The 18,045-nt window shown below is 54.2% G+C and carries 16 protein-coding genes; 12 read left to right on the forward strand and 4 right to left on the reverse strand.

Annotation, left to right across the window (positions count from 1 at the left end):
* The first annotated feature begins 3 nt into the window (after window positions 1-3).
* The 3 genes from ABLV11_RS25440 to ABLV11_RS25450 are packed head-to-tail and all read left to right on the forward strand — an operon-like array spanning window position 4 to window position 3,168.
* Window positions 4-1,395 (forward strand): PTS ascorbate transporter subunit IIC, encoded by a 1,392-nt coding sequence (locus ABLV11_RS25440; RefSeq protein ID WP_004104096.1) that lies wholly within the window; start codon window positions 4-6, stop codon window positions 1,393-1,395.
* Window positions 1,392-2,222: a transketolase gene (locus tag ABLV11_RS25445; RefSeq protein ID WP_004114251.1), complete on the forward strand. Its 831-nt coding sequence runs from the start codon at window positions 1,392-1,394 to the stop codon at window positions 2,220-2,222. The genes ABLV11_RS25440 and ABLV11_RS25445 overlap by 4 nt, the downstream gene beginning before the upstream one ends.
* Window positions 2,215-3,168 (forward strand): transketolase family protein, encoded by a 954-nt coding sequence (locus ABLV11_RS25450; protein WP_224330248.1) that lies wholly within the window; start codon window positions 2,215-2,217, stop codon window positions 3,166-3,168. The genes ABLV11_RS25445 and ABLV11_RS25450 overlap by 8 nt, the downstream gene beginning before the upstream one ends.
* A 47-nt stretch (window positions 3,169-3,215) precedes the next feature.
* Here the strand turns inward: ABLV11_RS25450 and pta are convergent, their stop codons facing one another.
* Window positions 3,216-5,360 (reverse strand): phosphate acetyltransferase, encoded by a 2,145-nt coding sequence (pta, locus tag ABLV11_RS25455; protein WP_004114247.1) that lies wholly within the window; start codon window positions 5,358-5,360, stop codon window positions 3,216-3,218.
* A gap of 76 nt (window positions 5,361-5,436) precedes the next feature.
* The gene (gene ackA / locus ABLV11_RS25460; protein ID WP_004104091.1) at window positions 5,437-6,639 is read right to left on the reverse strand and encodes an acetate kinase; all 1,203 of its coding nucleotides are present in this window, start codon (window positions 6,637-6,639) and stop codon (window positions 5,437-5,439) included.
* 335 nt (window positions 6,640-6,974) lie between these two features.
* On the opposite strand from ackA, the gene yfbV reads away from it, so the two are divergent.
* From yfbV to ABLV11_RS25480, 4 genes are all read left to right on the forward strand, one after another.
* Window positions 6,975-7,430 carry a terminus macrodomain insulation protein YfbV gene (gene yfbV, locus ABLV11_RS25465; protein ID WP_004104090.1) on the forward strand — a complete coding sequence of 152 codons (456 nt, stop codon included), beginning with the start codon at window positions 6,975-6,977 and terminating at the stop codon, window positions 7,428-7,430.
* 87 nt (window positions 7,431-7,517) lie between these two features.
* Window positions 7,518-8,012, forward strand: coding sequence for a YfbU family protein (locus ABLV11_RS25470; RefSeq protein WP_004104089.1), 495 nt, complete (start codon window positions 7,518-7,520; stop codon window positions 8,010-8,012).
* An 11-nt stretch (window positions 8,013-8,023) separates the two neighbouring features.
* Window positions 8,024-8,683, forward strand: coding sequence for a sugar phosphatase (locus tag ABLV11_RS25475; RefSeq protein WP_016808374.1), 660 nt, complete (start codon window positions 8,024-8,026; stop codon window positions 8,681-8,683).
* Between the two features lie 76 nt (window positions 8,684-8,759).
* Window positions 8,760-10,592 (forward strand): SLC13 family permease, encoded by a 1,833-nt coding sequence (locus tag ABLV11_RS25480; protein ID WP_004104087.1) that lies wholly within the window; start codon window positions 8,760-8,762, stop codon window positions 10,590-10,592.
* Between the two features lie 48 nt (window positions 10,593-10,640).
* On the opposite strand, the gene yfbR is transcribed toward ABLV11_RS25480, so the two are convergent.
* Both yfbR and alaA read right to left on the reverse strand, forming a co-directional pair.
* On the reverse strand, window positions 10,641-11,240 hold the full coding sequence (gene yfbR / locus ABLV11_RS25485) for a 5'-deoxynucleotidase (RefSeq protein ID WP_004104086.1): 600 nt from the start codon (window positions 11,238-11,240) through the stop codon (window positions 10,641-10,643).
* Window positions 11,241-11,327: 87 nt separating this feature from the next.
* Window positions 11,328-12,545, reverse strand: coding sequence for an alanine transaminase AlaA (alaA, locus tag ABLV11_RS25490; RefSeq protein ID WP_004104085.1), 1,218 nt, complete (start codon window positions 12,543-12,545; stop codon window positions 11,328-11,330).
* An 890-nt stretch (window positions 12,546-13,435) separates the two neighbouring features.
* Here alaA and ABLV11_RS25495 point away from each other — a divergent pair.
* The 5 genes from ABLV11_RS25495 (at window position 13,436) to nuoC (ending at window position 18,045) form a co-directional block, all read left to right on the forward strand.
* Window positions 13,436-14,362 (forward strand): LysR family transcriptional regulator, encoded by a 927-nt coding sequence (locus ABLV11_RS25495; protein ID WP_004104083.1) that lies wholly within the window; start codon window positions 13,436-13,438, stop codon window positions 14,360-14,362.
* 46 nt (window positions 14,363-14,408) lie between these two features.
* On the forward strand, window positions 14,409-14,624 hold the full coding sequence (locus ABLV11_RS25500) for a hypothetical protein (protein WP_101836956.1): 216 nt from the start codon (window positions 14,409-14,411) through the stop codon (window positions 14,622-14,624).
* 389 nt (window positions 14,625-15,013) lie between these two features.
* Window positions 15,014-15,460 carry an NADH-quinone oxidoreductase subunit NuoA gene (nuoA, locus tag ABLV11_RS25505; protein ID WP_004104081.1) on the forward strand — a complete coding sequence of 149 codons (447 nt, stop codon included), beginning with the start codon at window positions 15,014-15,016 and terminating at the stop codon, window positions 15,458-15,460.
* A gap of 15 nt (window positions 15,461-15,475) precedes the next feature.
* Window positions 15,476-16,150, forward strand: a complete 675-nt coding sequence (nuoB, locus tag ABLV11_RS25510) for an NADH-quinone oxidoreductase subunit NuoB (RefSeq protein WP_002913178.1) — start codon at window positions 15,476-15,478, stop codon at window positions 16,148-16,150.
* A gap of 86 nt (window positions 16,151-16,236) precedes the next feature.
* Complete coding sequence (gene nuoC / locus ABLV11_RS25515; protein ID WP_004104077.1) at window positions 16,237-18,045, forward strand: NADH-quinone oxidoreductase subunit C/D; 1,809 nt, start codon at window positions 16,237-16,239, stop codon at window positions 18,043-18,045.

An 18,045-nucleotide genomic window follows, 5' to 3' on the forward strand; every position in this document is an offset into this window, starting at 1 on the left:
GATATGTTTATCCTTGAAACGCTGAATTTTGTTGTTGATATTCTTAAAGTCCCTTCAGTACTGGTCGGTTTAATTGCGTTAATTGGTCTGGTGGCGCAAAAAAAATCTTTCTCCGACGTCGTGAAGGGAACAATTAAAACTATTCTGGGCTTTATCGTTCTCGGCGGTGGCGCGACGGTATTAGTCGGCTCGCTGAATCCATTAGGGGGGATGTTTGAACACGCATTTAATATTCAGGGAATTATCCCTAATAATGAGGCGATAGTTTCTATTGCGCTGGAAAAATATGGTGCTTCAACCGCGCTGATTATGGCGTTTGGGATGGTGGCAAATATTGTGGTCGCCCGGTTTACGCGCCTGAAGTACATTTTTCTCACCGGGCACCACACCTTCTATATGGCCTGCATGATTGGCGTGATTCTCACCGTGGCGGGTTTTGAGGGGGTCGGGCTGGTATTTACCGGTTCGCTGATCCTTGGTCTGGTCATGGCATTCTTCCCGGCGTTGGCCCAGCGCTATATGAAGCGTATTACCGGAACCGATGACATTGCTTTCGGCCACTTCGGCACTCTGGGCTACGTACTGTCGGGGTGGATCGGTAGCGTTTGCGGTAAAGGCTCGCGTTCAACAGAAGAGATGAACCTGCCGAAAAACCTGAGCTTCCTGCGCGACAGCTCCATCTCTATTTCGCTGACCATGATGATCATCTATCTGATTATGGCGGTGAGCGCAGGGCGTGAATACGTTGAAAGCACCTTCAGCGGCGGCCAGAACTACCTGGTCTACGCCATCATTATGGCGATCACCTTCGCTGCCGGGGTGTTCATCATCCTGCAAGGGGTACGCCTGATTCTGGCGGAAATCGTACCGGCTTTTACCGGGTTTTCGGAAAAGCTGGTGCCGAATGCCCGTCCGGCGCTGGACTGTCCGGTTGTTTATCCCTATGCGCCCAATGCGGTACTGATTGGCTTCCTGTTTAGCTTCCTCGGCGGGCTGGTCGGGCTGTTCCTCTGCGGGCAATTTAAGTGGGTGTTGATTCTGCCCGGCGTGGTGCCGCATTTCTTTACCGGCGCGACCGCTGGCGTGTTTGGCAACGCGACCGGCGGGCGGCGCGGGGCAATGATCGGCGCGTTTGCCAACGGTCTGCTGATCACCTTCCTGCCGGTGCTGCTCCTGCCTGTACTGGGGGCGATTGGTTTTGCCAATACCACTTTCTCGGATGCTGATTTCGGCGTCGTCGGCATCGTGCTGGGTAATCTGGCCCGCTATCTGTCGCCGTTTGCGATAACTGGCCTGGTTGTGGCGTTGTTCGTACTGCTGGTGGCGTACAACGTTTTTGCGAAAAAGAAATCTGTGGGCCGCGGCGCGCAGGAGAACAGCGGAGCGAAATCATGAATGTGCAAGAAGTGACTAAACTGGCGCGAGACATTCGCGTCGCAACCCTTAAATCGCTGACGGATCTCGGTTTCGGCCACTACGGCGGCAGTATGTCGGTCGTGGAAACGCTGGCGGTACTGTACGGCGCGGTGATGAAAATTGATCCCGCCGATCCGGACTGGCCCGAGCGCGACTACTTTGTGTTATCGAAGGGCCATGCCGGCCCGGCGCTGTACAGTACGCTGGCGATAAAGGGATATTTCCCGATGGAGGAACTAAGCACGCTGAACCAGAACGGTACGCGGCTGCCAAGCCATCCGGATCGGCTAAAAACGCGCGGCGTAGACGCCACAACGGGGTCGCTGGGGCAGGGGATTTCCATCGCTGGCGGGATGGCGCTGTCGCATAAGCTGGCGGGACGGACGAATCGTGTGTTCTGTATCGTTGGCGACGGGGAACTGAATGAAGGCCAGTGCTGGGAAGCATTCCAGTTTATCGCCCATCATCGCCTGAATAACCTGACCGTGTTTGTTGACTGGAACAAGCTACAGCTTGACGGCAGGCTGGATGAGATCATTCGCGCTTTTAATCTGGAAGATAAATTCCGCGCCTTTGGTTTTGATGTCGTGACCGTTAAAGGCGATGACGTTCCCGGACTGCTGGCTGCGGTACAGCCCGTTCCGCCCGTCGATGCGCGACCGCGGGTAGTCATTCTCGATAGCGTGAAAGGCCAGGGCGTGCCGTATCTCGAAAATCTCAGCAACAACCACCATTTGCGCCTGACGGGCGAAATGAAAGAGACGCTAAACGAGGCGATTCGCCAACTGGAGGCCGAACATGATTAAGCTTGCACCAGCAGGGCAAAAAGATGCCGTAGAGATGCGTAAGGTTTATGCCGGGTTCGTCGCAGAGCAGATTGCAGACAAGAGCTCAATTATCGCGCTGGAAGCGGATTTGATGAGTTCCATGGCGATGGACGGCGTCGCGCGGGAGCATCCGCAGCAAGTCATCAACTGCGGCATCATGGAAGCCAACGTGATAGGCACTGCCGCCGGGCTATCGTTGACCGGACGCAAGCCGTTTGTGCACACCTTTACCGCTTTTGCCAGCCGCCGCTGTTTCGACCAGCTGTTTATGTCGCTCGATTATCAGCGGAATAACGTCAAAGTGATTGCTTCCGATGCGGGGGTGACCGCCTGCCATAACGGCGGAACCCATATGTCGTTTGAAGATATGGGGATTGTGCGCGGCCTGGCGCATTCGGTCGTGCTGGAAGTGACCGATGCGGTGATGTTCGATGAGATTCTGCGTCAGCTTATCGATCTCGACGGCTTCTACTGGGTTCGCACCATTCGCAAACAGGCGCCGAGCGTGTACGCGCCGGGTTCAACGTTCACCATTGGCAAAGGGAATGTACTGCGCGAAGGTGAAGATATCACGCTGATTGCCAATGGGATTATGGTGGCGGAAGCGCTGGAGGCGGCGCGCCAGCTTGAGCAGGAAGGCGTTAGCGCGGCGGTGATTGATATGTTTACCCTGAAGCCCATTGACCGCATGCTGGTGAAAAATTACGCCGAAAAAACCGGGCGCATCGTGACCTGCGAAAACCACAGTATTCACAATGGACTGGGATCGGCGGTGGCGGAGGTGCTGGTGGAAACCTGTCCGGTACCGATGCGGCGCGTAGGAGTGAAAGAGCGCTACGGTCAGGTGGGAACGCAGGAGTTCTTGCAGAAGGAGTATGGCCTGACGGCGCATGATATTGTCTCAGCGGCGCGCGAGCTGCTGTAAATAAAAAAGGCGACCATCCGGTCGCCTTTTTTCATGCAGCGGGCAGATTATGCTTGCTGCTGGGACGACTGAATCGCGGTCAGGGCGATGGTATAGACGATATCGTCAACCAGCGCGCCGCGGGACAGGTCGTTCACCGGCTTACGCATGCCTTGCAGCATCGGCCCGATGGAGATCAGATCGGCGGAACGCTGTACGGCTTTGTAAGTGGTGTTACCGGTGTTCAGATCCGGGAAGATGAACACGGTAGCGCGTCCGGCAACCGGGGAGTTCGGCGCTTTGGATTTCGCAACGTCAGCCATTACCGCAGCATCATACTGCAGCGGGCCGTCGATCATCAGGTCAGGACGTTTTTCCTGCGCCAGACGAGTTGCTTCGCGAACTTTCTCTACATCGCTGCCTGCGCCTGAAGTGCCGGTGGAGTAGGAGAGCATGGCCACGCGCGGCTCGATGCCAAAGGCAATTGCGGATTCAGCAGACTGAATGGCGATTTCAGCCAGCTGCTCAGCGGTCGGATCCGGGTTGATCGCGCAGTCGCCGTAAACGTAAACCTGTTCCGGCAGCAGCATGAAGAATACGGAGGAGACCAGAGAGCTGCCAGGGGCCGTTTTGATCAGCTGCAGTGGCGGACGGATGGTGTTGGCGGTGGTGTGAACCGCGCCGGAGACCAGACCGTCAACTTCGTCTTGCTCCAGCATCAGGGTGCCAAGAACCACGTTGTCTTCCAGCTGCTCGCGAGCAACCGCTTCGGTCATACCCTTGCTCTTACGCAGCTCGACCAGGCGAGCTACGTAGCTTTCGCGAACCACTTCCGGATCGACGATTTCAATCCCGGCGCCCAGCTCTACGCCCTGAGACGCGGCGACGCGGGTGATTTCTTCCGGATTGCCCAGCAGGACGCAGGTGGCGATACCGCGCTCGGCGCAGATAGCGGCGGCTTTAACGGTACGCGGTTCGTTACCTTCCGGCAGAACAACGCGCTTGCCTGCTTTACGCGCCAGCTCGGTGAGCTGATAGCGGAAGGCTGGCGGAGAGAGGCGACGGCTACGCTCGGAAGTCGCGGTGAGCGACTCGATCCAGTCAGCGTTAATGTAGTTAGCCACGTATTCCTGAACTTTCTCGATGCGCTCGTGATCGTCAACCGGAACTTCCAGGTTGAAGCTCTGCAGGCTCAGGGAGGTCTGCCAGGTGTTGGTGTTGACCATAAATACCGGCAGGCCGGTCGCGAATGCGCGTTCGCACAGCTTGCTGATGCGCTCGTCCATTTCGTAGCCGCCGGTCAGCAGGATGGCGCCGATTTCCACGCCGTTCATCGCGGCCAGGCAGGCGGCGACCAGAACGTCGGGACGGTCTGCGGAAGTGACCAGCAGCGATCCTGCGCGGAAGTGCTCCAGCATGTGTGGAATGCTGCGTGCGCAGAAGGTCACGGACTTCACGCGGCGGGTATTAATGTCGCCTTCGTTGATGATGGTGGCGTTCAGGTGACGCGCCATATCGATCGCGCGGGTGGCGATCAGATCGAAGCTCCACGGCACCGCGCCCAGAACCGGTAATGGGCTACCGTTCTGCAGCTGAGCCGGATCGATCTTCACGACTTTCGCTTTGGAAGAGTCGTCGAAGATTTCTGACAGGTCAGGGCGAGTACGGCCCTGTTCGTCAACTGGCGCATTCAGCTTGTTGACGATTACGCCGGTAATGCTGGTGTTTTTCGCGCCGCCGAAGCTGCTGCGAGTCAGCTCAACGCGTTCTTTCAGCTGTTCCGGAGTATCGGTACCCTGGGACATGACGAAGACGATTTCAGCGTTCAGCGTTTTGGCGATTTCGTAGTTCAGCGACTGGGCAAACTGATGTTTGCGGGTCGGGACCAGGCCTTCAACCAGCACCACTTCAGCATCCTGAGCGTTGGCGTGGTAGTTGGCGATGATCTCTTCCATCAGCACGTCTTTCTGGTTGCTGGAGAGCAGCGACTCAACGTGGCTCATCTTCAACGGTTCTGCGGCCGGAAGGTCGGAGTTCGCGCGAATGATGGTCGTCGTCTGGTCTGGCGCATCGCCACCGGCGCGTGGTTGAGCGATTGGTTTAAAGACGCTCAGGCGCACGCCTTTACGTTCCATAGCACGGACAACACCGAGGCTGACGCTGGTCAGGCCTACGCTGGTTCCGGTAGGGATCAGCATAATTGTACGGGACACGATATATCCTCTTTCGTTACCGCCAGTATCGGGCGGGATACAAAACAGCACCGCCAGCTAGGCTGGCGGTGTGGAATCAGGCGGTCAGACGGTTGGCGTCTTGCGCGATGACCAGCTCTTCGTTGGTCGGAATGACGATAGCCGGGCGAGTGCCTTCTTTGTTGATGAAGCCAGACTTGCCGAAACGGGCAGCCAGGTTGCGCTCGTGATCAACTTCAAAGCCCAGTACGCCCAGTTTGCCCAGAGACAGTTCGCGAACCATCGCCGCGTTCTCACCGATACCGCCGGTGAAAATAACCGCGTCCAGACGGCCATCCATCAGCGCGGTGTAGGAACCGATATATTTTGCCAGGCGGTGGCAGTAAACGTCCATAGCGCGTTTAGCATCCGCTTTGTCCTGGTAGTTGTCTTCAACATAGCGGCAGTCGCTGGTCACTTCGGTCAGGCCGAGCAGACCGGACTCTTTGGTCAGCATTTTGTTGATGGCGTCTACGCTCATGCCCAGGGCATCGTGCAGATGGAAAATGATAGCCGGGTCGATATCGCCAGAACGCGTACCCATAACCAGGCCTTCCAGCGGAGTCAGACCCATAGAGGTGTCAACGCATTTACCGTTACGGATAGCGGAAACGGAACCACCGTTGCCCAGATGGCAGGTGATGATGTTCAGCTCTTCAACCGGTTTGTTCAGAACTTTCGCAGCTTCCTGAGTCACATAGAAGTGGCTGGTACCGTGCGCGCCGTAGCGACGTACGCCGTGTTCTTTGTACAGGCTGTACGGAAGGGCATAGAGGTAAGATTCTTCCGGCATGGTCTGGTGGAACGCGGTGTCGAACACGGCAACGTTCTTATCTTTCAGATGCGGGAAGGATTTCAGCGCTTCAGCGATACCGATCAGGTGCGCAGGGTTGTGCAGCGGAGCGAAAGATGCGGAATCTTTAATGCCCTGAATGACGGAGTCATCGATAACAACGGAGCTGGTGTATTTCTCACCGCCGTGAACGATACGATGGCCGATTGCGGTCAGCTGAGCAGACAGTTCTGGTTTTTGTGCCAGAATAGTGTTAACGATAAAGTTCAGCGCTTCACTGTGAGCAGCGCCAGCGCCTAGCTCGGCTTCTTGTTTGCTGCCATCCATTTTCCATTTGATACGGGCTTCTGGAAGATGGAAACATTCTGCTAAACCGGACAGGTATTCGTCACCGTTGACGGCATCAAGGATAGCGAATTTCAGAGAGGAGCTACCGCAGTTCAGAACCAGTACTAACTTACTCGACATGGAAGTACCTTTTATGATACGTGGCTAAAAAAACGTCAGTGTGTCACAAAGCGTAGCGCAGGATGACATCGACATTTATGATTAACATCATGCCTTGCACTGTTTTCGGCACGATGGGAGAAGTACATTTGATTTTATGTCATTTTGCATAATTTTCAGCCAGTGGCAGAATATGCGATAATTTGACTAACCTGGTAAAAGGGTCTAACCGCCCCTCAGGTGCGCACAGAATACCTGATTGAGGCCGCCATTGCCAAAATCTTTTGAACGTTGTCATACACAGTTGGTGTTTTGCACAAATTTTTTAAGTTTTATATGTAAAGTTGAGGTAAGCCATGTCTGGTCCAGAAAATCGCCCTGTAAGTTTTTTCGGCTTGTTTCGCCACGGGCAGCATTATGCAAAGACCTGGCCTCTGGATAAGCGCCTTGCCCCGGTGTTTATCGAAAACCGTATTATTCGCGCCACGCGCTATGCGATTCGTATCATGCCGCCCGTAGCGATTTTCACGCTGTGCTGGCAAATCGCCCTTGGCGGCCAGCTTGGCCCGGCCGTGGCTACCGCGCTGTTTGCGCTGAGCCTGCCGATGCAGGGATTATGGTGGTTGGGCAAGCGCTCGGTGACGCCGCTGCCGCCATCGATTTTAAACTGGTTTTATGAAGTGCGCGGTAAATTGCAGGAGGCCGGACAAGCATTAACGCCGGTCGACGGTAAGCCTGATTATCAGGCTTTAGCTGACACGCTTAAGCGCGCCTTCAAACAACTGGATAAAACTTTCCTGGATGATTTGTAATTGCATCAGGAAAACGCATATAAAAGAAGGCGCATAATTCATGCGCCTTCTTTTTTCACGCCGTAAAAAGTGCAACAGGAGTCAAAAATGGAAATGACCAATGCGCAACGTCTGATTCTGTCGAATCAGTACAAGATGATGACGATGCTCGACCCGGACAACGCCGAACGCTATCGCCGTCTACAGACCATCATTGAGCGTGGATACGGGCTGCAGATGCGCGAGCTGGACCGCGAGTTTGGCCAGCTTACCGAGGAAACGTGTCGTACCATCATTGATATCATGGAGATGTATCATGCGCTGCATGTCTCCTGGACCAACCTGAAGGACGCCAGCGGAATCGACGAGCGTCGGGTCACATTCCTCGGTTTTGACGTTGCCACTGAAGCTCGCTATCTCGGCTACGTTCGCTTTATGGTCAACGTTGAGGGACGCTACAGCCACTTTGACGCCGGGACTCACGGCTTTAACTCCCAGACCCCGATGTGGGAAAAATACCAGCGTATGCTGAGCACCTGGCACGCCTGCCCGCGTCAGTATCATCTGAGCAGTAACGAAATTAATCAAATTATCAACGCCTGATGGAGGTTCCCGTGCAGTGTAAAGGTTTCCTGTTTGATCTTGACGGGACATTAGTCGATTCGTTGCCGGTGGTGGAGCGTTCGTGGTGCAAATGGGCGGATCGATTCAGTATCCCTCATGATGAGGTGCTGAACTTCATTCATGGCAAGCAGGCAATCACCTCGTTGCGTCACTTTCTCCCCGGCCGCAGCGAAGAAGAGATTCAGGCTGAATTCACCCTGCTGGAAACGGTAGAAGCGACGGATACCGATGGCGTTACGGCGCTGCCGGGTGCGGTTGCGTTGCTCAAAACCCTGGATGAAGCCGGGATCCCCTGGGCGATTGTGACGTCGGGTTCGATACCTGTGGCCCACGCTCGTCACCGTGCCGCAGGTCTGCCTGAAGCTGAGGTGTTCGTCACTGCCGAGCGCGTAAAGCACGGGAAACCCGCTCCGGATGCCTATCTGCTGGGGGCCGAACTGTTGGGCCTGGCACCGGCGGATTGCGCCGTCGTGGAGGATGCCCCTGCCGGTCTGCTTTCCGGCCTGAATGCCGGCTGTCGGACCATCGCGGTCAACGTGCCCGCCGATGCACCGCGTCTTGATGAAGCGGATTTAGTATTAACGACGCTGGAAAGCCTGCAGGTTGAGCGTCTGCCTGACGGCAAGGTGAATGTTAGCCTTAAAAACTAATCTCATGATTTAGCCCCGCGTTGGCGGGGCTTTTTTATGCCAAACTTCCAACTCCATCTTCTGACAAGGATAAGTTGTGAACGGTGAATTGATTTGGGTGTTATCTCTTCTTGCCGTAGCCGTCGTGCTCTTTGCCACCGGAAAAGTGCGCATGGACGCTATCGCTTTGCTGGTGATTGTCGCGTTTGTCCTCAGCGATACCTTGACGCTCAGCGAGGCCTTCTCCGGTTTTAGCGATCCCAACGTTATCCTTATTGCCGCGCTTTTCATTATTGGCGATGGGCTGGTGCGTACCGGGGTTGCCACTAAAATGGGTTCCTGGCTGGTGAAGGTTGCCGGTAACAGCGAAACCAAAATGCTGGTTTTTTTGATGCTGACCGTTGCCGGGCTGGGCGCTTTTATGAGCTCGACGGGCGTGGTGGCCATTTTTATTCCGGTGGTGCTCAGCGTATCAATGCGCATGAACACCTCGCCTTCGCGGTTAATGATGCCGCTCAGTTTTGCCGGGCTTATCAGCGGGATGATGACGCTTGTCGCCACGCCGCCCAACCTGGTCGTCAACAGCGAACTATTACGCGAAGGGCTGCAAGGATTCAGCTTTTTTAGCGTCACGCCGATAGGCCTGGTGGTGCTGGTTCTGGGCGTTTTCTATATGCTGGTGATGCGCTTTATGCTTAAGGGAGATGAAAGCGAACAGGTCAGAGATGGGCGTAAACGCAGCACCTTTCGCGATCTCATCAAAGATTATCATCTGACCGGCAGGGCGCGTCGCCTGGCTATTCGCCCCGGCTCGCCGATGATTGGCCAGCGCCTGGACGACCTGAAACTACGCGAGCGCTATGGGGCGAACGTCATCGGCGTTGAGCGCTGGCGGCGCTTTCGACGGGTTATCGTGAACGTTAATGGGGTATCAGAATTCCGCGCCCGTGACGTTTTGCTGATCGATATGTCGGCTTCGGACGTTGATTTACGCCAGTTTTGCGGCGAGCAGATGCTTGAGCCGATGGTGCTGCGCGGTGAATATTTTTCCGATCAGGCGCTGGACGTAGGGATGGCGGAAGTCTCTCTGATCCCGGATTCAGAACTGATTGGCAAGTCGGTGCGCGAAATCGCTTTTCGTACCCGTTTTGATTTGAACATCGTGGGCCTGAAGCGCGATGGCAAAGCCATTGACGGCGCAGTCACCGATGAACCCCTGCAGCTTGGCGATATCATGCTGGTGGTTGGCAACTGGCGGCAGATAGCCCTGCTGGCCAAGCGGGGGCGGGACTTCGTGGTGCTGAATATGCCCATTGAGGTCAATGACGCCTCGCCGGCGCACAGCCAGGCGCCGCACGCCATTTTCTGTCTGGTGCTGATGGTGGCGCTGATGCTGACTGACGAAATACCTAACCCTATAGCGGCCATCATTGCCTGCCTGCTGATGGGTAAATTCCGCTGCATCAACGCGGAAAGCGCCTATAAAGCCATCCACTGGCCGAGCATTATTTTGATCGTCGGAATGATGCCTTTTGCCCTAGCGCTGCAGAAAACCGGCGGGGTGGATCTGGTTGTGAAAGGCCTGATGGACGTGGCGGGGAGTAAAGGGCCCTATCTGATGCTGGGCTGCCTGTTCGTGATGTGCGCGGCTATCGGCCTGTTTATTTCCAATACCGCTACCGCGGTGCTGATGGCGCCGATTGCGCTGGCTGCGGCGAAGTCGATGGGCGTATCGCCATATCCCTTTGCGATGGTCGTGGCTATGGCGGCTTCTGCGGCGTTTATGACGCCGGTATCGTCACCGGTGAACACGCTGGTGCTGGGGCCGGGTAAGTACTCATTTAGCGATTTCGTCAAAATTGGCGTACCGTTTACCATCATGGTGATGGTGGTGTGCGTACTGCTAATCCCGGTACTGTTCCCGTTTTGATAGCGCTGTAAAAATTCCCGGTCAGGCGCGCGCCGGCCGGGAAGTGATTTATAAAGGCGAATCCTGGCTAATTTCATCAAGGGAAAGATGGAAGCTCGGTACAAATACCCGCATAAAGTAGTCCATCTCTGGACTGCGGCGCGATTCCAGCGTTTTCTCCAGGCGGCCCTTGGCCAGCAGAAATTCATTGTTACCCGCCGATAGCTCTTCCAGACACTTCAGGTAGGCGCAAAGCGCATCGGCCTGTTTGACAATGGATTTTTCCTCTTCGCTATAGTGATGTTCGTCAATGAGTGGCGCAAAAATGTCGCGCAGCTCGTCAGGAACCATATCGACCAGCTTCTGCTGGGCGATTTTCTCGATGGCTTTGTACTCTTGCGCAATTTGCGAATTGAAATACTTCACCGGCGTCGGCAGATCGCCGGTCAGCACTTCCGAAGCATCATGATACATCGCCAGCAGCGCGATTCGCTCAGCGTTAACCTGGCCGCCAAATTTGCGATTTTTAATCGCCGCCAGCGCATGGGCAACCATGGCGACCTGTAAGCTGTGTTCGGAGACGTTTTCTGTGCGGACATTGCGCATCAGCGGCCAGCGGTTGATCAGTTTCAGGCGGGAGAGGTGGGCAAAGAAATGACTCTGACTCATAGGAACCCTTAATCAGTTATGACGTCGGGTGCCATTGTGCGCAGGGATCGCCGCCGGATGCAAATACCGGCGGCTGGACAGGCTAAATCAGAGCTGATGGTAGCCGGAAAGGAAGCGTCCGAAGCGGGTAATCGCCATTTCAAGATCGTCTTCGCGCGGGAGGGTCACAATACGTACGTGATCCGGCCACGGCCAGTTAAAGGCGGTTCCCTGAACCAGCAGGACTTTCTCCTGCAGCAGAAAATCGAGCACCATTTTTTGATCATCGTGAATATTAAAGCGTTTAGCGTCGATTTTCGGGAACATATACAGCGCGCCTTTCGGCTTAGTGCACGAGACGCCGGGGATTTCGTTAATCAGCTCCCAGGCGCGATTACGCTGTTCATATAAACGGCCGCCGGGAACAATAAACTCGCTGATGCTCTGATAACCGCCGAGGGCCGTTTGAATTGCATGCTGGGCTGGAACGTTGGCGCACAGGCGCATGGAAGCCAGCATCTCCAGGCCTTCGATGTAGCCTTTAGCGTGTTTCTTCGGGCCGTTAAGCACCATCCAGCCCTGGCGGAAGCCGGCGACGCGGTAGGTTTTTGACAGACCATTAAAGGTTACGGTGAGCAGATCCGGGGCCAGCGGGGCTATCGAATGGTGCTGCGCATCATCGTAGAGGATCTTATCGTAGATCTCGTCGGCGAAAATAATCAGGTTATTCTGCCGGGCGATCTCAACGATCTCCATCAGCAGCTCTTTTGAGTATACCGCCCCGGTTGGGTTATTCGGGTTGATAATCACAATGCCGCGGGTGCGCGGGGTGATTTTGGCGCGAATATCGTCGAGATCCGGGAACCAGTCGGACGATTCATCGCAAAGATAATGCACCGCTTTACCGCTGGAAAGCGCGACTGCGGCGGTCCAGAGCGGATAATCCGGCGCCGGAACCAGCATTTCATCACCGCTGTTCAGCAGGGCCTGCATGGCCTGGACGATAAGCTCGGAAACGCCGTTACCGATATAGATGTCTTCGACCGTCACATCGCGCATACCGCGGGCCTGATAGTGCTGCATGATGGCCTTACGCGCGGAATAAAGACCTTTTGAATCGCTATAGCCCTGGGAGGTGGGGAGATTGCGGATGACGTCAACGAGAATTTCGTCAGGTGCGTCAAAGCCGAACGGCGCTGGGTTGCCGATGTTCAGCTTCAGGACTTTATTGCCTTCTTCTTCAAGGCGTTTCGCCTCTTTCAGAACCGGGCCGCGGATGTCGTAACAGACGTTATCTAACTTGCTGGATTTTTCGATGGGGGACATGAACCTTGACCTTTTAGCTGTTATCGCCACTCCCTGCCGTGGAAGTCAGCACGGAACAATGTACTCCGCATCCCCGCTGTTTTGAAGGGTTAACAGGAGAAGATTTTGCTATTCATGTTTTTTTAGTTTAATCAATTTCCCTGGCGTCAGGCGATTTTGTTTATACATTATTCCTTCTCTGGTTTTATAATTGGTCTTATATTGTGTGATGTCGTGTTTTTGCGAACGTTTATATGGTTTTTTCTGCCTGGAGGATGAGCGGATTATTTTTTGCGCAATAAAGCGTCTCTTAAATGAGAACGTTTATTTCACAATACACAGCAGGTTGTAACAACTTGACGCGCTATTTTTAATGAAAGTATTTAATCGATAAATGAGTTTTATTTTACATAAGGAATATTCTTAGATTTGTTAATTTAATTAAGGTTCTGAAAAGCGTTTAAAATTAGCTGAGTTAATACTGATTAACTCTTATAAATATTGTGGTTTTCGGTTAGAATATCGCCGTTAATACGGACGTAGAGCTATACCCGGTAGCTAGTCTTTTTATTAATACATTGTTATTGCAGGTTTTTGTTATCTTCCTGAGGGCTATGGCAAGTTTGTCGCCCGTGAGGATGCCGAAGATGGCCATCGCTGGCTGTTTTTTTGCGTCACATCACAAAAAGCCAGCGCGTCGTAATTAAAAGCGCTTAGGCCTACGAACAAAATATTACTCAGAAATTCTGCACATTTGCTGCGGATGAGTGCTTTCTAATGCAATAACGTTCGTCCAGTTGTTCATTCGCCACTCTCCTGGCGGATAACGCGAAGCTGAAGGATTAGCCGGAAGCCTGGAGCACAGCATCAACAAGGCAGGTAAGCATTAGCCGCCTGAAAGTGAAGCAAATATGATAAATGAAAATCGTTCGATACTAAATTTAGACCTCGACCTCTTGAGAACCTTTGTTGCCGTCGCCGATCTCAGTACATTCGCCGCTGCCGCCGTTGCGGTGTGCCGGACTCAGTCAGCGGTAAGCCAGCAGATGCAGCGGCTGGAGCAGTTGGTCGGCAAAGAACTTTTTGCGCGCCACGGGCGCAATAAACTCCTGACAGAACAGGGTATTCAGCTGTTAGGCTATGCGCGGAAGATTCTGCGTTTTAACGATGAAGCCTGTATGTCGCTCATGTTCGGCAGCCTCCAGGGGACGCTGACAGTGGGTGCTTCTGATGAGACAGCGGATACCATTTTACCGTTCTTATTAAATCGGATCGGCAGTTTTTATCCCAAGCTGACCCTTGAAATTAAAGTCCTCAATCATCCCGATATAGTAGATATGCTGAACAATGGGGCGATCGATCTCGCGCTAACGACCCGACCAACGAAGGGTTCGGAAATGCTGACGCTGCGCACTTCGCCAACCCTGTGGTACTGCGCGGCGGATTACGTTCTCCCGCAGGGCGAGTCGGTCCCGCTTGTATTGCTGGATGCCGCAGATCCGTTTCGCGAAGATATCACTACGGTACTCGATGTTGCCCGGGTTCCCTGGCATCTGTCCCATACGGCGTCATCAATGGCTGGGGTCAAAGCGGCGGTGAAAGCCGGACTTGGCGTAACCGCGCAGCCGGTAGAGATGATGAGCCCGGAGTTTCGCGTGCCGGGCAGAAGCGACGGGTTACCGGTGCTGCCGGATACCCACTACATGTTGAACTGTAACCCTCAGAAGGCAAGCGAGCTCACTCAGGCGATTTTCCAGTCGTTGAGCACGGAGTACCAGCCATGGTCTAGCCAGCGCATTTATACCCCTGAAGGGGGAGATAATTCCCTTGTTTCCTGAAGGGAAAAAGCTAACAAACATCACAAAAACTGGTAACAAAATGTAAGTGCAAAAACGAACCACAGACCTGCAAAATCGCCACTGTGGTTCGTTTTTTTCAAATTTTATTGATGAATTAAATGTTTTGTTGATTTCTTTGCATGTAAATCAGTGGCTTAGTTCTGCTCTTCCTCTCATTTCTCCACTTTTCTCTGCACTTTCAATACTTCCTGCTAATGTTAAAAAACCATCTGGTTTGTTGCTGTTTTCTTGGTTGAATTAACAAAAGCGTGTCGCAGATCAAGAAAATACCCCTCCTTAGGGGGAGGAATCGTGTCTGAATCCTGTCAAAATAGACGGGTAATTTTGATTTACGGCGGAAACGGACACGATTCAACAACACTAAAGCCGAACAGTATGCAAGGTTATTCCGCATGAAAGGGCATTTAATGTTAATGAAAAAAATCCAATGTAAATTAATGTTGTGAAAACTTTTGTTAAAGTTGACAAAAGGTTAATGAAAGGAGTAAAAAGCCACCGCAACTGGCCTTCCACATCACCCAGGGACGCTTTTTTGCACGGCATTTTTTTTATTCCTCCCCGTGAAACGCTGTGGCGTTCATCTGCCAGTAAGAGCAGAGGGTTTTAGCGCTACACTTTTTTGGTTAAGCAATGCGTATGTCAACATCCACTGAAGTCATCGCTCATCATTGGGCATTCGCTATATTTCTCATCATCGCTATCGGCCTGTGCTGCCTGATGCTCGTCGGCGGCTGGTATCTTGGCGGACGCGCGCGCGCGCGTAGCAAGAACACGCCGTTTGAATCCGGGATCGACTCCGTCGGTTCGGCTCGCTTACGTCTTTCTGCGAAGTTTTATCTGGTAGCCATGTTCTTCGTGATTTTCGACGTGGAAGCCCTGTATCTCTACGCATGGTCGGCCTCTATCCGTGAAAGCGGCTGGGTCGGCTTTGTGGAAGCCGCAATTTTCATTTTAGTGCTACTGGCTGGTCTGGTTTACCTCGTTCGTATCGGCGCACTGGACTGGACGCCTGCGCGCTCCCGTCGCACGCTGGTTAACCCGGAAACAGACAGTCCCACTAACCGTCATACGCAGTAAAAGCGAGGCAATAAGATGGATTATACGCTCACCCGCATCGATCCTAACGGTGAGAACGACCGTTACCCCCTGCAAAAACAGGAGATCGTAACCGACCCCCTGGAGCAAGAAGTCAATAAAAGCGTGTATATGGGGAAACTCGAACACGCCTTGCATGACATGGTGAACTGGGGCCGTAAGAACTCAATCTGGCCTTATAACTTCGGCCTTTCTTGCTGCTACGTGGAAATGGTGACGTCATTCACCGCGGTGCATGACGTTGCGCGCTTTGGTGCAGAAGTATTACGTGCCTCCCCGCGTCAGGCTGACCTGATGGTGGTTGCGGGGACCTGCTTCACCAAAATGGCGCCGGTCATTCAGCGTCTTTATGACCAGATGCTGGAGCCGAAGTGGGTTATCTCGATGGGCGCATGCGCCAACTCCGGCGGAATGTACGATATTTACTCAGTCGTCCAGGGCGTGGATAAGTTTATTCCGGTCGATGTTTACATCCCGGGCTGTCCACCGCGTCCGGAAGCTTACATGCAGGCGCTGATGCTGCTGCAGGAATCCATTGGTAAAGAACGCCGTCCGCTCTCGTGGGTGGTAGGCGATCAGGGCGTGTACCGCGCCAATATGCAGTCGGAACGCGAGCGTAAACGCGGCGAGCGTATTGCAGTGACCAATCTGCGGACTCCGGACGAGATTTAACTTGCGCCTGCGGGTGGGATAAAAACTTCGCAAATCAATCTACTACAGCGCGAAGCCTCGCCAGCAGTCACCACGGACCTTTTGCAATGGTGAACAATATGACCGATTTAACCGCGCATGACGCCGCACCAGCCTGGCAAACCCGCGATCACCTAGATGACCCGGTGATCGGCGAACTGCGCAACCGTTTTGGGCCGGATGCCTTTACCGTTCAGCCTACCCGCACCGGCGTTCCGGTGGTTTGGGTTAAGCGCGAACAGCTGCTTGAGGTGGGTGATTTCCTGAAGAAATTGCCGAAGCCTTACGTGATGCTGTTCGACCTGCACGGCATGGACGAACGTCTGCGCACGCACCGCGACGGTTTACCCGCCGCGGATTTTTCCGTTTTCTATCACCTGATTTCAATAGACCGCAACCGTGACATCATGCTCAAGGTTGCCTTGTCTGAAAACGATCTGCATCTGCCGACCTTCACCAAACTGTTCCCTAACGCTAACTGGTATGAGCGTGAAACCTGGGAGATGTTTGGCGTGACCTTCGACGGCCACCCGAACCTCAGGCGCATCATGATGCCGCCGACATGGGAAGGCCATCCGCTGCGTAAAGACTATCCGGCGCGCGCCACCGAATTTGACCCGTTTGAGCTGACCAAAGCCAAACAGGATCTGGAAATGGAAGCGCTGACCTTCAAACCGGAAGAGTGGGGCATGAAGCGCGGGACCGAAAACGAGGACTTCATGTTCCTTAACCTCGGCCCGAACCACCCTTCAGCGCACGGTGCGTTCCGTATTATTCTGCAGCTCGATGGCGAAGAGATTATCGACTGCGTGCCCGATATCGGTTACCACCACCGCGGCGCGGAGAAGATGGGCGAACGCCAGTCCTGGCATAGCTACATTCCTTATACCGACCGTATTGAATATCTTGGCGGCTGCGTTAACGAAATGCCGTACGTACTGGCGGTAGAGAAACTGGCGGGTATTACCGTGCCGGACCGCGTCAACGTGATCCGCGTGATGCTCTCCGAGCTGTTCCGCATCAACAGCCATCTGCTGTACATCTCCACCTTTATCCAGGACGTCGGGGCGATGACGCCGGTATTCTTTGCCTTTACCGACCGCCAGAAGATCTACGATCTGGTGGAGGCGATTACCGGTTTCCGTATGCATCCGGCCTGGTTCCGCATCGGCGGCGTCGCGCACGACCTGCCTCGCGGCTGGGATCGCCTGCTGCGCGAATTCCTCGAGTGGATGCCGAAGCGTCTGGATTCCTATGAGAAAGCCGCGCTACGCAACACTATCCTGATCGGTCGTTCGAAAGGGGTTGCCGCCTATAATGCGAAAGAAGCGCTGGAGTGGGGCACCACCGGCGCGGGCCTGCGCGCCACCGGCATCGGCTTCGACGTACGTAAATGGCGTCCCTATTCTGGCTATGAAAACTTCGACTTTGAGATCCCGACCGGCGGTGGCGTCTCCGACTGCTATACCCGCGTGATGCTGAAAGTGGAAGAGCTGCGCCAGAGCCTGCGCATTCTTCAGCAGTGCCTCGATAACATGCCGGAAGGCCCGTTCAAGGCGGATCACCCGCTCACGACGCCGCCGCCGAAAGAGCGCACGCTGCAGCATATCGAAACCCTGATTACGCACTTCCTGCAGGTTTCCTGGGGCCCGGTGATGCCGGCGCAGGAATCCTTCCAGATGATTGAAGCGACGAAGGGGATTAACAGTTACTACCTGACCAGCGACGGCAGCACCATGAGCTACCGTACCCGCGTGCGTACGCCGAGCTTCGCGCACCTGCAGCAGATCCCGGCCGCCATTCGCGGCAGTCTGGTCTCTGACCTGATTGTCTATCTGGGTAGTATCGATTTTGTTATGTCAGACGTGGACCGCTAA

This window comes from Klebsiella sp. GW_Kp181, from assembly GCF_040062315.1.
GTDB lineage: Bacteria > Pseudomonadota > Gammaproteobacteria > Enterobacterales > Enterobacteriaceae > Klebsiella > Klebsiella oxytoca.